Raw genomic sequence first — 15094 nt, forward strand, 5'->3', positions numbered from 1 at the left:
CTCGTCTTCGTTCATAATGGTCATGAACAGGCTCTAACATCAGGGAGAAAGTTCATGAATCCACCGCGTATTCTACTAGGCGTCAATATCGATCACGTCGCGACTCTGCGTCAGGCCCGGGGCACTCGCTATCCGGATCCGGTTCAGGCAGCGCTGCTGGCGGAAGAGGCCGGAGCGGATGGCATCACTATTCATCTGCGCGAAGACCGTCGCCACATTCAGGAGCGGGACGTGCAGCTTCTGGCGGAGGTGCTCACGACCCGCATGAACCTGGAGATGGCGGTAGTCGACGAGATGATTGCATTGGCAGAGCGGATACGTCCGGCCCATGTCTGCCTGGTACCGGAAAAGCGCGAGGAGCTGACCACGGAAGGGGGGCTTGACGTCCTAGGGGCGCAGTCGCATATCGCTCAGGCCTGCACCCGGTTGGCCGCTGCCAGGTGCGAAGTGTCGTTGTTCATCGACCCTGAGCCTGCGCAGATTCGTGCCGCCTTCGAAGCGGGTGCCCCGGTCATCGAGTTGCACACCGGCGCCTACGCTGAAGCACAGGGCGAATCAGCGCGCATCGAGCATGCGCGCATCGCCGCAGCGGTGGAGCTGGCCACGGAGCTGGGGCTGATCGTCAATGCGGGCCACGGCTTGCATTATCACAACGTGGAAGCGATTGCGGCGATCCCGGGCCTGCATGAACTCAATATTGGCCACGCCATCATCGCTCGGGCGCTCTTTACCGGCCTGAAGGAGGCGGTTGCCGAGATGAAGCGTTTGATCATCGACGGTCAGGAAGCGGGGTTCGTGGCCGCGCTGGAGGATCACGATCAGGATCATATCCATGGCGACTAGGCGCTATTGAATCACGCGGGGTCCTGCAGCGCCTGCCATTCTCTCAGCCGCTGCATAGCATCGAATACCTCTTCCAGCATGCTGCCTGTCGTTGAGAGGCCCTGGGCTCTTATCCGAGTTTCCAGGGTTTCGCTCAACAGCGCGAGCTCCGGAACGCCGCAATAGCGACACGCGCCATTAAGATGATGTACCGCGTCGAGGAAGGCTTTCTCGTCACCCGCCGCAAAGCTTTCGCGCAGTTCCGTCTCGCTTTGAGCCAAGGAGTCGAGTAGCATCGCCAGGGTTTTTCGAGCCAGTTCGATCCGCCCCCCCGCCAGACGCTGACCAAGCTGCATGTCCACCACCGCCAATGGATCCTGTTCGTCGTCGGCAGCTGCTTTCGTCATCTTGTCAAACGGTGCCACTACTCCCAAGTAAAGCGTCAATATGCGAGCCAGTGCCTGTTCATCGAGGGGCTTGGTCAATACTTCCTGCATGCCGGCCTCTAGCAGCCAGCGGGTTTCGTCCCTTTCCGCATGAGCGGTCAAGGCGACGTAAGGACATGTCGCCCAGCGACCCCCCAGTTGGTGTAACGACTGCATGACCTCGACACCGTTCATGTCTGGCATGCGAATGTCCATGAGAACGAGATCGACTTCCTGCTCATGAGCCAGTGCCAATGCCTCATGACCGCTTTCAGCGATCAATGTCGCGATACCGGCTTGATGCAGCAGTTCCCTGACGAGAATACGGTTGGAGGCGATATCGTCCACTACCAGTACTCGAGCGGGTCCGTGTCCGAGAGCATCCTTTTTTCGCGCCGCCGCCGGGGCGTGGCTATCCGGAAGCAACAGGCGCCCGATGACTTCGCTCAGCCGCGCTCGCGGAATTGGCTTGCACAGGATTTCACCTCCGCAAGGAAGCGTCATATCCGCCAAGTCGTAGGGGTCGCTGTTCATCAGTACCAGTGCCGGACAACCCGCAGTTGCCAAGCGTTGCCGCCAGAGCTGCAAGCGCTGGGGTTGTAGATCGCCCCGGGATATACCTACGATCAGTAGATCCAGTGGGGCGTCAAGGATGGTGTCCTGCTGGAGAAGCCTTACTCGGGCGCCCCAGCGTTCCAGTTGATGACTCAGCACCTGTCGTGTGGTCTTGTGAGGCTCCCATAGTCCGATCAAGGGCGAGGCAAGCATCAATTCGGGAGGGCGCTCTGCCGTACCTACCAAACTTCTGAGGGATAGAGTGAAACCGAACTCGCTACCGCCGTCGGGCTGATTGTCGGCACTGATCTCGCCACCCATCTGTTCGACCAGCTGCTTGCAGATCATCAGTCCGAGCCCCGAGCCACCATATTGCCGCGAACGGCTGATCGAGCCTTGGCTGAATGGCTGGAACAGCTGGTCGTGAATCGTGGGCGGAAGACCGATACCGGTATCGCTGACACGAATGCGCAGCCGAACGTCATTGTCTTCGCTCTCATCGACCAGCACTCGAACAATGACTTCACCGCGTTCGGTGAACTTGATGGCATTGCTGACCAGATTGATCAGTACCTGCTTGATGCGTTGTGGGTCGCCGAGCAACTCGCTTGGTACATCGTCGAATACCAGGCCCAGCAACTGTAGATCCTTATCCTGAGCTGCTGGCGCCTGCAGCGTCAGGACTTCATCGATCAGAGGAACCATGTCGAAAGCGACGGAGTCGAGCTCGAGCTTGCCGGCCTCCATCTTGGAAAAATCCAGAATGCCGTTGATCAGCGTCAGAAGATTGTTGGAGGCGGTCTCTATATGCTCCAGCCACTCGCGCTCGCGGTTATCGAGGCGACCGCGCCCCAGCAGGCGACAAAAACCGATGATGCCGTTCAAGGGCGTACGAATCTCATGGCTCATGTTGGCCAGAAATTCCGACTTGATCCGGTTGGCCTGTTGCGCACGACGTCTGGCCATATCGAGCTCGATATTCTGAACCTCGATGGTTTCCATCGATTCCTGCAGTTCGTTGGTGGTCTGCTCGAGCTGCTGGCGTTGCGCTTCCTTGGTGCGCAGAAGGTGATCGCCCAGCTTATTAATGGCGCGAGAAAGCAAGGTGATCTCACGGGGTCCGGATTCACGCACACGAGAGTCGTATCTACCGCGATCGAGGCGCTGCAGCGTCTGGCGCTGTGCTCGAAGGGTGGGCAGTACTCGGCGTAACGTTCCATAGGCCGTCAGTAGCAAAAGCGCTGCCATGATCAGCCAGGCAAGCGCATAATGCGCAAGTTGACGATAATCCACCAGCGCGCGATCGCTATTGTGGATAACCACTTCCAGCCAGTAATACTTGTTGGCTTCATCTCGATTGGCCCAGGGTGGCGCGAATGCGGGCAGGGGTTTGAATAGGCGCCATTGACTCTCCTCCTCGACGATGCGTGTACGTCTACGCGCAGGCAAGGCAAGCGGCAGCTGTGTAGTGCCAAGACTCTTCACTACGCTGCCATCGTTGCCATGTAAAACGACGGCGCTTACGCCGTTCAAGTCCATCAGGCGTTGCAATAGTGGTTGAAGCTGTGCGGAATCGTCTCTCTTGAGTACTTGTATCAATGATGGCGTCAGCAGCTCCACACTTTCGCTGAGATGATTGCGCAACGTGTCGTGACGCTGTTGCTGAGCCTGGACGAAAAGATAACTGCTCTGAATCAGCAGCAGCAGTAGTGGAATCCCCAGTACCAGGGTCAGCAGTCGATACTTCAATGGCATGACGATATCCGGCAAGGTGTTGTACAAGGCGGCAGTGCGACAACGAGGAACTTGCCTGTCCAGTACTGATTCACGGGGATATAATGCAGGCGATATTTCTCATCGGGCAGTCTTTTACCCATTGTCGGTACTTTGCGCCCCGTGGTCAGAAGGAAGAGTTCATGCAATTTCATACCCTCGAAGATGTGGTCGGCAATACGCCGCTTGTGCGTCTCCAGCGTATCAATGCCGGACACAACAATACACTCCTGGCCAAGCTGGAAGGGAACAATCCAGCCGGCTCGGTCAAGGACCGCCCGGCCCTGGCGATGATCAACGAGGCAGAGGCTCGGGGCGATATCGTGCCCGGGGATACCCTCATCGAGGCCACCTCGGGCAATACCGGTATTGCCCTGGCCATGGCAGCAGCCATCAAGGGCTATCGCATGGTGCTGATCATGCCCGAGAACGCCTCCAGTGAGCGCAAGCAGGCCATGGCCGCCTATGGCGCAGAACTCCTAGGCGTGTCCAAGGAGGAAGGCATGGAGGGCGCTCGGGATCTTGCCCAAGGCATGATTGCGCGAGGCGAGGGCAAGCCCCTGGATCAGTTTGCCAATCCTGACAACCCCTTGTCGCATTTTCAGACTACCGGCCCCGAGCTTTGGCAGCAGACCGATGGCACGCTGACGCACTTTGTCAGCTCCATGGGCACGACCGGGACCATCATGGGCGTATCGCGCTATCTCAAAGAGCGCAATCCGGCGATCCAGATCGTGGGTCTGCAGCCAGAGGATGGCGCCAGCATCGCCGGTATCCGGCGCTGGCCCGAGGCCTACCTGCCCAGCATCTTCGATGCTTCCCGGGTAGATAGCGTGCTGGACATCGGCCAGCAGGAAGCCGAAGAGCACATGCGAAGGCTGGCCCGGGAAGAGGGTATTCTGGCTGGCGTCTCCTCCGGAGGCTCTCTGGCCGGCGCACTGCGGGTCGCCGAGCAGGTCGAGAATGCGGTCATCGTGTTCATCGTCTGCGACCGGGGCGATCGCTATCTGTCGACGGGTCTATTCGCCCCGGGAGTTTGACCATGGCCATGCTGGGCAAGCGGCGTCCTTCTCGGAGGCCCGGACAGCGTATTTCTGCTGGCGCGAAGCGCAAAGATCCAGCCCCGGATGGCGCTGCGATTAGTGATGCGATCAAAGAAGAGCGCGCCGGTGACGTCGATGAAAATGGGGTGGATATTCTTCGCCTGGCTCATGATGGACGCGGCATTGCAAAGGATGATGCAGGCAAGACCTTGTTCGTGGATCAGGCGTTGCCCGGGGAGCGAGTCAGGGTGGCGATCCACCGCAGCCGCAAGCGTTTCGATGAAGCGCATTTGCGCGAACTCGTCACGTCTTCCGCTGATCGCGTCTCACCGCCATGTTCGCATTATGGACAATGCGGCGGCTGCGATCTGCAGCATCTGGCCCTGCAAGCCCAGCGTCGACACAAATGCGATGCGTTGATCGATCAGCTGGCGCGTCAGGGCGTGGCGCTGGAGGTGTCGCCAACGCTACTTGCGGGCGAGGGATTCGGCTACCGTCGGCGTGCCCGGCTCGGTGTCAAGGTCGATGCACAAGGTCAGGTACACCTAGGTTTTCGTGCCCGGGGCAGTCGTCATCTGGTTGATGTCGCCGAATGCTCCATTCTGGTGCCGCCATTGGCAGCGCTTTTGAATCCTTTGCGACAGCATCTCGCCACGCTTCAGGCGCCCAGGCAAGTAGGTCATGTCGAACTGCTTGCCGGTGACGATGAGCTGGCCGTCGTCGTCCGTCAACTGCGAGCCAATGCCGACGATGCCGAGGGTTGGCGTCAATGGGGTGACGCCAACAAGGTTTCGGTGGGTCTGCTGCAAGGCCGCGGAAATCCCAGGCTCGACTGGCTCGGCAAGACACCCCGTCTGCGCTATACCTTGAGTCATACCCAGCAAGGTAGCACCCGCGACCTCGCTCCGCGCCCTCTGGAGCTCTATTTTGGTCCTGGGGATTTTCTGCAGGTCAATGCCGAGGTCAATCGGGAAATGGTCGCCACCGCCCTGGAATGGCTCGAGCCTGACAAGAACGATCAGGTGCTGGATCTATTCGCCGGCGTCGGTAATTTCAGTCTGGCGCTGGCGCCCAGGGTCGCCAAGGTCACAAGCGTGGAGGGGAGTCTGGCAATGGTGGAGCGTCTTCGCCGTAACGCTCGGCACAATGGCCTGGATAACGTCGACGCCCGGTTAGGTAACCTGGACCAGTCCCCAGCCCTGGATTCACACCCCCATAGTGTGGTGCTGGACCCGCCACGAAGCGGCGCCGAAGCAGTATGCCGAACCTTGGCTGGAAGCGGGATAAAGCGAATTCTTTATGTCTCCTGCGATCCGGCAACCCTTGCTCGGGATGCAGGTCATCTCTTGCAGGGCGGCTATCGAATAACTCGGGCCGCCGTGGCGGACATGTTTGCCCAGACCGCTCATCTCGAAGCCATGCTGCTATTCGAGGGGCCTTCCGCTTAGCGGCGGAGAGCATCAGGGAGGGAAGATCATGGTCAAGATCCGCGAAGACCAGCCAATGACCGAAGAAGGAAACGTGAATATTCCTCTTTGGCTCGAGCGTCTACAGGACGATGTGGAACTGCGCGACCTGGGCAGGATGCGTGCGGCCTGCGAACTGGCGGACCATCTCGCGAAAAGCGCGGAAAAGCCTCATAATGCCTGGACGATGGACGGTTCTAGCTTCCGCACCGGTCTGGAAATGGCGGATATCCTGAGCGAGCTCAAGCTTGATCAAGAAACCCTCGAAGCGGCGGTGCTCTACCGCGCCGTACGGGAGGGCAGAATCAGCGTCGAAGGTATCAAAAAACGCTTTGGTCGCGAAGTCGCCTGTCTGATCGACGGCGTTCTCTCTATGGCGGCGATCAGTCAGCAGCAGATGCCAAGCCGAGGATTGGTTCAGCACAACCAGCAGGAAAATCTGCGCAAGATGCTGGTCAGCATGATCGACGATGTGCGCATCGCGCTGATCAAGATCGCCGAGCGCACCTGTGCGCTGCGTCAGGTGCGCGAGGCGCCCCGGGAAAAGCGTCTGCAGGTGGCCCATGAAGTCGCCGACATTTATGCGCCGCTGGCGCATCGTTTGGGTATTGGCCAGCTCAAATGGGAGCTGGAGGATCTGTCGTTTCGCTATCTGCATGAAGAGGACTACAGGCGCATCGCCAAGCTGCTGGCGGAAAGGCGACTGGATCGTGACCGCTATATCAAGGAGGTGGTCGCGACGTTGGAAGGCCTGCTCGACCAACAAGGTATTACCGACTACCAGGTGGATGGTCGAGCCAAGCATATCTATTCAATCTGGCGCAAGATGCAGCGCAAGCGCATCGATTTTTCACAGGTCTACGATGTGCGCGCCGTACGCATCCTGGTTCCGGACGTAACCGACTGCTATGCGGCGCTGGGGATCGTGCATTCCCGTTGGCATCACGTGCCCAACGAGTTCGACGATTACATTGCCAACCCCAAGAAGAACGGCTATCGGTCGTTGCATACCGCCATGATCGGGCCCGAGAACAAGGTGCTCGAAATCCAGATTCGCACCTTCGCCATGCACGAGGATGCGGAGCTGGGCGTCTGCGCTCACTGGCGCTACAAGGGCCACGAGGTGGGCCGCAAGAGCCGGGGTTATGAAGACAAGATTTCCTGGCTGCGCCAGGTGCTTGCCTGGCAGGACGAAGTGGGGGATATGGGCGATCTTCGGGAAGGACTCGCCAGCGACGTGGCGCCGGATCGTATCTATGTCTTCACCCCGGAAGGGCACGTCATCGATCTGCCGCGCAATGCCACTCCCATCGATTTCGCCTACCGGGTGCATACCGAGATCGGCCATCGCTGCCGCGGTGCCAAGATCAACGGGCGCATCGTTCCGCTGACCTACAAACTCAAGACCGGGCATCAGATCGAGATTCTTACCGCCACCAAGGGTGGCCCCAGTCGCGACTGGCTCAACCCCAGTCTCGGCTACGTCAAGACTACCCGGGCCCGGGCCAAGATTCAGTCCTGGTTCAAGCATCAGGCCCGGGATCAGAACCTGGAAGAAGGCCGGGCGCTGTTCGACAAGGAGTTCAAACGCCTGGATATCGAAGGGTTGAATCTTACGACCCTGGCCAAGGCGGTCAACTACCTGAATCCGGAGGATATGTATGCTGCCATCGGCGCTGGAGACCTGCGAATCGGTCAGGTGCTGCACCAGGCCCAGCAACTGTTCGGCGAAAGCGATGACGAAGAGCAACTCGATCGTCTGCTGACCAAGCCCAAACCACCCAGCCACAAGGATGACGGTATCACCGTGCTCGGTGTGGGCAACCTCAAGACGGTCATGGCCAATTGCTGCCACCCGGTACATGGCGATCAGATCATCGGCTACATTACCCAGGGCCGAGGGGTTACCATTCACCGGCAGGACTGTCCGAACATCTTGCAGCTGCGCACCGAAGAGCCGGGCCGTATCGTCGATGTCGAGTGGGGCAAGAAGGCTCACAGCAAGTATCCGGTCAATATTGCGATAGAGGCCTGGGATCGCTCAGGGCTGCTGCGAGACGTGATTCAGGTGTTCACTCACGATCGCGCCAACGTTCTGGCGCTCAATACGCTGATCAATAAGGACGACAATCTTGCTCGGCTGAAGATCACACTGGAAGTCGATAGTCTGGAGTGTCTTGGACGCATCTTTTCACGTATTCAGCAATTGCCCAATATTGTCGATGTCAAGCGCCTGCGCGAGGGTACCGGCAAGAGAGCCCGCTCATGAATGAATCCCTGCACTATAGCTTCGACGATTTGCTTACTTTGATGGACGTGCTCCGCGATCCCGACCAGGGCTGCCCTTGGGACGTCAAACAGGATTGGGACAGCATCGTGCCGCACACTCTCGAGGAAGCCTACGAAGTGGCCGATGCCATCGAGCGCCGCGCCTTTGGCGAACTCCCGGGCGAGCTGGGCGATCTGCTGTTTCAGGTGGTGTACTACAGTCAGTTTGCTCGGGAAGAGGGACGTTTCGATTTCCAGGATATCGTCGATGCATTGATGAACAAGATGCTCAGGCGCCATCCTCATGTATTTCCCGAGGGCACCCTGGCATCGCGCCGTCAGGGTGTCAGCGCCGCCGAAGTCGAGACCCGCCAGGTTAGCTCGCGCTGGGAACAGCTCAAGGCCGAAGAGCGGGACGATCGCCAAGAACAGGAGTCAAGCTCGGTGCTTGCCGATATCCCCCGGGGGCTGCCCGCGCTGACCCGAGCGGCCAAATTGACAAAACGTGCGTCCCGGGTCGGGTTCGATTGGCCCGATACCCGAGGGGTGATCGCCAAGATTCGCGAGGAACTCGATGAAGTCGAGGAAGCGCTTGCCGCCGATGACGAGGACCATGTCCGGGAAGAAGTCGGTGATCTGCTGTTCGCGGTGGTCAATCTCGCAAGACAACGAAAAATCGACCCCGAGCAGGCACTGCGCGCCACCAATGGCAAGTTCGAACGGCGGTTCGGCTATGTCGAGCAGGCTCTGGCCCGCTCGGAGCGAACCCTCGACGAGGCGAATCTAGCGGAGATGGATCGTCATTGGAACGATGCCAAAGACCGCGAACGCAACAGCATCAAGGAGAGTTTGTGATGGGCCAGCATCTGCATGAGTCCCTGCGCGACAACGTGCGCCTCCTGGGCGATAGCCTGGGACACACCATAGCCGAGGACCTGGGCAAGGAGTTCGTCGACAAGATCGAAACCATTCGCGCGCTAGCCAAGCGAGGGCGTCAAGAGGGCGGTGAGTCCCATAGTGAACTGATCGAATATCTGCGCACCTTGCCGGACGAAGAACTGCTGCCGGTCACTCGGGCCTTCAATCAGTTTCTCAATTTCACCAATATTGCCGAGCAGCACTATCGTGCCCGGTTTCGTCGGGTCGAGGATTACAAGCCAGGGTCGCAGCCGGCGCTCGATGAACTGTTCAATCGCATCCAGCAGGCCGGTCATGCGCCCCGACAACTGGTGGAGACTCTGGCCGGGATGCGAGTCGAGCTGGTGCTCACCGCCCACCCGACCGAGGTCATCCGACGTACGCTGATTCAGAAGTACGATGCCATCGACGACTGCCTGACCGTCGTGGAAGGCAGCCTCGATTACCCGGAGCGAGCCGCCCGGGCTCAAGGCCGTCTCAAGGAGTTGATCAGCCAGGCCTGGCATACCGATGAGATACGCCATGAGCGGCCAACCCCGGTGGATGAGGCCAAGTGGGGGTTTGCGGTGATCGAAAACTCCCTGTGGCAGGCGGTACCGGATTTTCATCGCGACCTGGACAACTTGCTGCTCGAGGCAGCTGGTGAACGACTGCCCCTGGATGCGTCGCCACTGCGTTTTGCTTCCTGGATGGGCGGAGATCGCGACGGCAATCCCAATGTGACCGCCAAGGTGACCCGGGAGGTACTGTTGCTCGGGCGCTGGATGGCGGCGGATCTCTATCTGCGCGACCTGGATCAGCTCAAGATCGAGCTATCCATGTGGAAGGCCAACAGCGCGCTGCGCTCGGAGGTTGGCGACGAGGCGGAACCCTATCGCGCATTGATCAAACGGCTGATCACCCGAGTCGAGGCAACTCGGGATTGGGCCCAGGCCTGTCTCGATGGGGTCAATTACGACGGCGGGCCCATCATCGAGACCCGGGATCAGCTTTATACGCCGCTGCTTGCCTGCTATCGCTCGCTGTGTGACGTAGGACTCAATGGCATCGCCAATGGCGTACTGCTCGATACCCTGCGCCGAGTCGCCGTGTTCGGGGTCACCTTGGCCAAACTCGACATTCGCCAGGAGTCGAGCCGGCATAGTCAGGTGTTCGATGAACTCAGCGACTATCTGGGGCTGGGGCGTTATCGGGAGTGGGACGAACAGCAGCGCCAGGATTTTCTACTGACCGAACTCGAGTCCCATCGTCCGCTCATTCCACGCCGCTGGGAGTGTTCCACGGAAACCCGGGAGGTGCTCGATACGTTTCGTACCATCGCCCAGGAGCATCGCGAGGCTCTGGGTACCTACGTGATCTCCATGGCGGGCCAGCCTTCCGATGTACTGGCGGTAGCCTTACTGATGAAAGAGGTGGGTGGGGACGTACGCTTGCCCATAGCCCCCTTGTTCGAGACCTTGAGCGATCTCGACGGCGCCGGTGAAGCCATCGATCAGCTGTTGTCGTTGCCCGGCTATCGCCGCTTGGTCAACGACCGTCAGGAAGTGATGATCGGCTACTCGGATTCCGCCAAGGACGCCGGGCAACTGGCAGCGGCCTGGGCTCAGTACCGCGCTCAGGAAGCACTGGTAGAGGTATGCGAGCGCCAGGGCGTCAAACTCACCTTGTTTCACGGTCGTGGCGGTGCCGTGGGGCGTGGCGGTGGTCCCGCACACGCGGCTATTCTGTCCCAGCCGCCGGGTTCGGTGAATGGCAGTCTGCGAGTCACCGAGCAGGGCGAGATGATTCGTTTCAAGTTCGGCCAGTCGGACATTGCCCTGCGCTCCATGGAGATCTACACCTGCGCCGTACTCGAGGCCACGCTCCTGCCGCCACCGATGCCGAAGCCGGCCTGGCGGGAAGAGATGGATCGGCTGGCAGATATTGCCCACCGGGCTTACGTTGGCGTGGTGCGCGAGAACCCGGATTTCGTGCCCTATTTTCGTGCGGTCACGCCGGAAGGAGCGCTTGGTCGCCTGCCCTTGGGCTCGCGCCCGGCCAAGCGGCGCCAGGAAGGCGGGGTCGAATCCCTGCGAGCGATCCCCTGGATTTTTGCCTGGACCCAGATTCGTTTCATGTTGCCTGCCTGGCTGGGTAGCGGCGAGGCCTTCGCGACACGTTTGAAAGAAGAGGGTGGACTCGAGCATTTACGCGAAATGCGCAAGCACTGGCCGTTTTTCGGTACCTATCTCGACATGCTCGAGATGCTGCTGGGCAAGGCCGATGTGGGTATTGCCGCCTACTACGAGCACCGGCTGGTGGTGGAACCTTCCCTTCAGGCGCTGGGCCAGGAGCTGCGAGAACGTATGCAGCACCTGCAAGAGCTGCTACTCGAAATCCTCGACCAGGATGAGCTGCTGGCGGATACGCCTTTGATTCGTCAGGCCATCGATGTACGTAATCCCTATATCGACCCGCTGCACAGCCTTCAGGCAGAACTGTTGCAACGCAATCGGGATGCGGACGGGGCGATCAGCCCCGAACTTTCCCGGGCGTTGATGGTGACTATGGCTGGGATCTCGGCCGGTCTACGCAATACCGGATAAAACGCATCAATCTTCAGTCATGCTGTGTTGGAAACCGATTCGAAGTGCTCATTTACTAAAGTAAACTCCGCTTTCGAATCGGTTTCCGCCTTGCCTGACTATTGCTTGATGCGTTTTGCTACGGCGGGCTGCGCTCGCCGATTTTCGCCGCGTCTTGCTTTCGCTCGCTAGCGCCTTACTGTCCCCTTGAAAGAAGCAGGGCCCTCGCGAAGGCTTGCCCCCGGCAAAGCCCATCCTATGGGGTGCTGTCCCACAGGGCATTAAGGTGTGGCGTTGCGATATCGTGGCGTCGAGCCGCTTCGAACAGCGGCCCGAGGATGGCGTCGCGTTCGGTGGGGCGGTTGGCCAGCACGTCTTGCAGCATCGAGGCGCGGTTGTTGGCGGTGGTCTCGATCACCTTCCAGATCATCGCTTCCCAGCCATTCTCGGGCGTCGTGATGCCTTCAGCTTCCATGACCGAATTCAAATCGCCAATGATGGCAGTGACCATGGGCCGAAAAGGGCGGTCGCGCAGCTGACCGTTGCGAATGCGATAACGCGCCACGAGAGGGTTGATGGCGGCGTTGACGGCGAGCTTGTGCCATAGCCGGCGGCGGGTATCGTCGCAGGGTTCGGCGGACAAGCTGGCTCTAGCGAGCATTTTGGCAACGTTGTCTGCAAGTTCGGGATAGCCGCCGTCGAGATGGCCGACGAAAGTATGGCCTCGACCCGCATGCACCACGCCGTCTTCGCCTTGGGTGTAGGCGCCTTCCGTGGTGGTGGCGCACAGCACCGGGCCTGGCCAGCGCCGGGTCAAAGGTTCCTGCACCTGAAAGCCGTTTTGCCACAGCACCAGCGGCGTGGCGGGATCGATATGCTCGGCAAGCTCAGCGAGGGCCTGTTGGGCGGCATAGGCCTTGGTGGCGAGATGCACCAGTGCCGGTTGCCGTGGCGCCTGATCCGCGGTGATGCGGGGTACAGGACGGCTCAGGATTTCACCTTCTGGCGTTACCAGGTTGATGGGGCGAGACGACGCTTGGCGGCCGATCAGTGCCACCCTGTTCTGCTGGTCAAGATAGGCAGCGAGCAAACGTCCCAAGGCGCCGGGGCCGAGAATCAGGGCTGAGTTCATCATGAGTTCGTCGTCTTGGCGCGGCGGTGGCTGCGTGGGGCGCGCTTGGTCGTTCCAGACTTGCTCGCGGTACGTTTGCTCGAGGTGCCTCTACGCGACGTCTTTCCACGACCGCGTTTGGTCGCAGTCGCCTCGAAGCCTTCAGCAGTAGTGAGTGCCTGGCGCATGCGCTGCGTGTCGGCCCCGGCCAGCAGTGTGTGCAGGTCAGCGACTAGATTCGCCATGAATGGTGCCACCTGATCGTTGCCCTCGGCGATGGCCCGCAGGCGCTGCTCCCATAGCGCCGTGCGCTCCGGGCGGGTTGCGGCGTCCGGCAAGGCGTCGATCAACGCCTGTCCGGTTCGGGTGGCGCGCAGTGCGCTACCTTGGCGCACCAGGTAGCCGCGGTCGAGCAGCGTTTCGAGAATGCCGGCACGAGTGGCTTCGGTGCCCAGGCCATCCGTGTCACGCAAAGTGCGCTTGACCTCTGGGTCGTCCACGTAGCGAGCGATGTTCATCATTGCCTTGATCAAGCTGGCATCGGTAAAAGGCTCCGGTGGGCGGGTTTCCCGATCCTCCACTGCCTGATCTACCACTCTGGCCGGTTCGCCTTCCCGCATTGCTGGCAGGGGTGGTGCCTCTTCTCGGGTGGTGAAGAGCGGTTTCCAACCGGGCATGAGAATCTCCTGGCCCTGAGCACGGAATAGCTCGTTCAGCACGCTGAATTCTGCTTTGATCTCCCGGGTCTGCAGCGCGGGATAGAACTGCGCCAGCACGTTACGAGCAATGAGCCGGAAGACGTTTGCTTCATTGGCGGAAAGCCGCGCGAAATCCGGACGCAGGCCGGTGGGTGCAAGGGCGTGGTGAGCGCCGACCTGCTTATCGTTCCAGGCCTTGGAGCGCAACGTGAAATCCGCGCCGGCGAGCCAGCCCGTCAAGGCGGGATCGTGGGCGCAGGCGCCCTGGAGCGTCTTGCGCGCCTCGGATAAATGGGCTTCGGGCAGATAGCGGCAGTCTGAACGCGGGTAGGTAATCAGGCGATGGCGCTCGTAAAGCGACTGGCAGGTGTCGAGTACTGCTTTTGCAGAGAGCTTGTAGCGCCGGGCGGCATCGACCTGCAATGCCGACAGGGAGTAGGGCAGCGGTGGCGCCTGGCGCCTGGTACGGGCGTCCAGTGTCGAGAGTACGCCTTCGGCATCTGGAAGGCGCGCGGCGAGTGCATCCGCGGGACCGCGCTGAAGTAGCCGTCCCTGATCGTCCAGGGGGTGCTGTTCACCGGGTTGCCACCAGCCGCGCACGATGCCTTGCTCCACCTTGAAATCCGCCCACAGCACATGAAAAGGGCGTGGCACGAAACGAGCGATTGCCTGATCCCTGCGCACCACCAGTCCGAGAACCGGCGTCTGCACCCGACCTACCGAGAGCACGCCATCGTGACCCGCCTGACGCCCGGTCAGGGTCCAGGCTCGGGATAGATTGATGCCATACAACCAGTCGGCCCGGGAACGCGCCTCTGCAGCGCGATAAAGGGGGTGGTAGATTCGGTTGTCCTCCAGCCTGGCAAGGGCCTGCTTGACCGCTGGACGGTTGAGATCATTGATCAACAATCGGCTGACCGGGCCTTTCCAACCAAGATACTCGATGACTTCCTGGACCAGCAGTTGGCCTTCCCGGTCTGGGTCGCCGGCATGCACGAGTTCATTGGCTTGCTTGAGGAGGCCCCGCAGCACCTCCAGCTGGCCGCGAGCCTTGCTGCGTGGCATGAGCTTCCAGCGCTCAGGGACGATGGGCAAATGATCGAGCCGCCATTGCTTGTAGCGAGGGTCGTAGGCGTCCGGGGCTGCCTGTTCCAGCAAATGCCCCAGGCACCAGCTGACGATGGTATCGCCAACGTGAATGGCGCCATCGCTGCGTTTCGCCGAGCCGGGCAGTGCATCGGCGATGGCCCGGGCCAGGCTGGGTTTTTCGGCGATGATCACGCGCATGCATAGCATCCTGAGAAGAGTGAGAAGCGAAGAGTGGATATTCTTCCAGTATTGCAGGCAGCTTGCCAGAGGCGCGTCGATACAGAGAACTCTAGAAGCCCGTATTGACTCGAGTTGATACGAGAGGCTCCGCTCCGGAAAAGATTTTCATTGCTACAATGGTC

General features: G+C 60.2%; 9 protein-coding genes. 6 read left to right on the top strand and 3 right to left on the bottom strand.

Translation table 11 applies throughout. The features are described 5' to 3' along the window. Window positions 1–54 precede the first annotated feature (54 nt). A complete protein-coding gene (gene pdxJ, locus H7850_RS05365; protein WP_227368432.1) occupies window positions 55–843 on the top strand; it encodes a pyridoxine 5'-phosphate synthase in 789 nt (262 codons plus the stop codon). Window positions 844–854: 11 nt separating this feature from the next. Here the strand turns inward: pdxJ and H7850_RS05370 are convergent, their stop codons facing one another. Beyond that, entirely contained in the window at window positions 855–3557 is a 2703-nt protein-coding gene (locus H7850_RS05370) for an ATP-binding protein (protein ID WP_227368433.1), read from the bottom strand. A gap of 161 nt (window positions 3558–3718) precedes the next feature. Here H7850_RS05370 and cysM point away from each other — a divergent pair, with 161 nt between their 5' ends. The 5 genes from cysM to ppc are packed head-to-tail and all read left to right on the top strand — an operon-like array spanning window position 3719 to window position 11855. Further along, window positions 3719–4615, top strand: a complete 897-nt coding sequence (gene cysM, locus H7850_RS05375) for a cysteine synthase CysM (RefSeq protein WP_227368434.1) — start codon at window positions 3719–3721, stop codon at window positions 4613–4615. A gap of 2 nt (window positions 4616–4617) precedes the next feature. Then, window positions 4618–6066 (top strand): TRAM domain-containing protein, encoded by a 1449-nt coding sequence (locus H7850_RS05380; RefSeq protein WP_227368436.1) that lies wholly within the window; start codon window positions 4618–4620, stop codon window positions 6064–6066. Between the two features lie 28 nt (window positions 6067–6094). After that, a complete protein-coding gene (gene relA / locus H7850_RS05385; protein WP_227368437.1) occupies window positions 6095–8353 on the top strand; it encodes a GTP diphosphokinase in 2259 nt (752 codons plus the stop codon). After that, window positions 8350–9207, top strand: a complete 858-nt coding sequence (gene mazG, locus H7850_RS05390) for a nucleoside triphosphate pyrophosphohydrolase (RefSeq protein ID WP_227368439.1) — start codon at window positions 8350–8352, stop codon at window positions 9205–9207. The genes relA and mazG overlap by 4 nt, the downstream gene beginning before the upstream one ends. Next, window positions 9207–11855, top strand: coding sequence for a phosphoenolpyruvate carboxylase (gene ppc / locus H7850_RS05395; RefSeq protein ID WP_227368441.1), 2649 nt, complete (start codon window positions 9207–9209; stop codon window positions 11853–11855). The genes mazG and ppc overlap by 1 nt, the downstream gene beginning before the upstream one ends. A gap of 235 nt (window positions 11856–12090) precedes the next feature. On the opposite strand, the gene H7850_RS05400 is transcribed toward ppc, so the two are convergent. Further along, entirely contained in the window at window positions 12091–12969 is an 879-nt protein-coding gene (locus H7850_RS05400; protein WP_319799264.1) for a 2-dehydropantoate 2-reductase, read from the bottom strand. Continuing rightward, a complete protein-coding gene (locus H7850_RS05405) occupies window positions 12966–14930 on the bottom strand; it encodes a DNA topoisomerase III (protein ID WP_227368443.1) in 1965 nt (654 codons plus the stop codon). The genes H7850_RS05400 and H7850_RS05405 overlap by 4 nt, the downstream gene beginning before the upstream one ends. Between the last annotated feature and the right edge of the window lie 164 nt (window positions 14931–15094).

The sequence above is a fragment of the Halomonas sp. M20 genome (assembly GCF_020622265.1).
GTDB lineage: Bacteria > Pseudomonadota > Gammaproteobacteria > Pseudomonadales > Halomonadaceae > Modicisalibacter.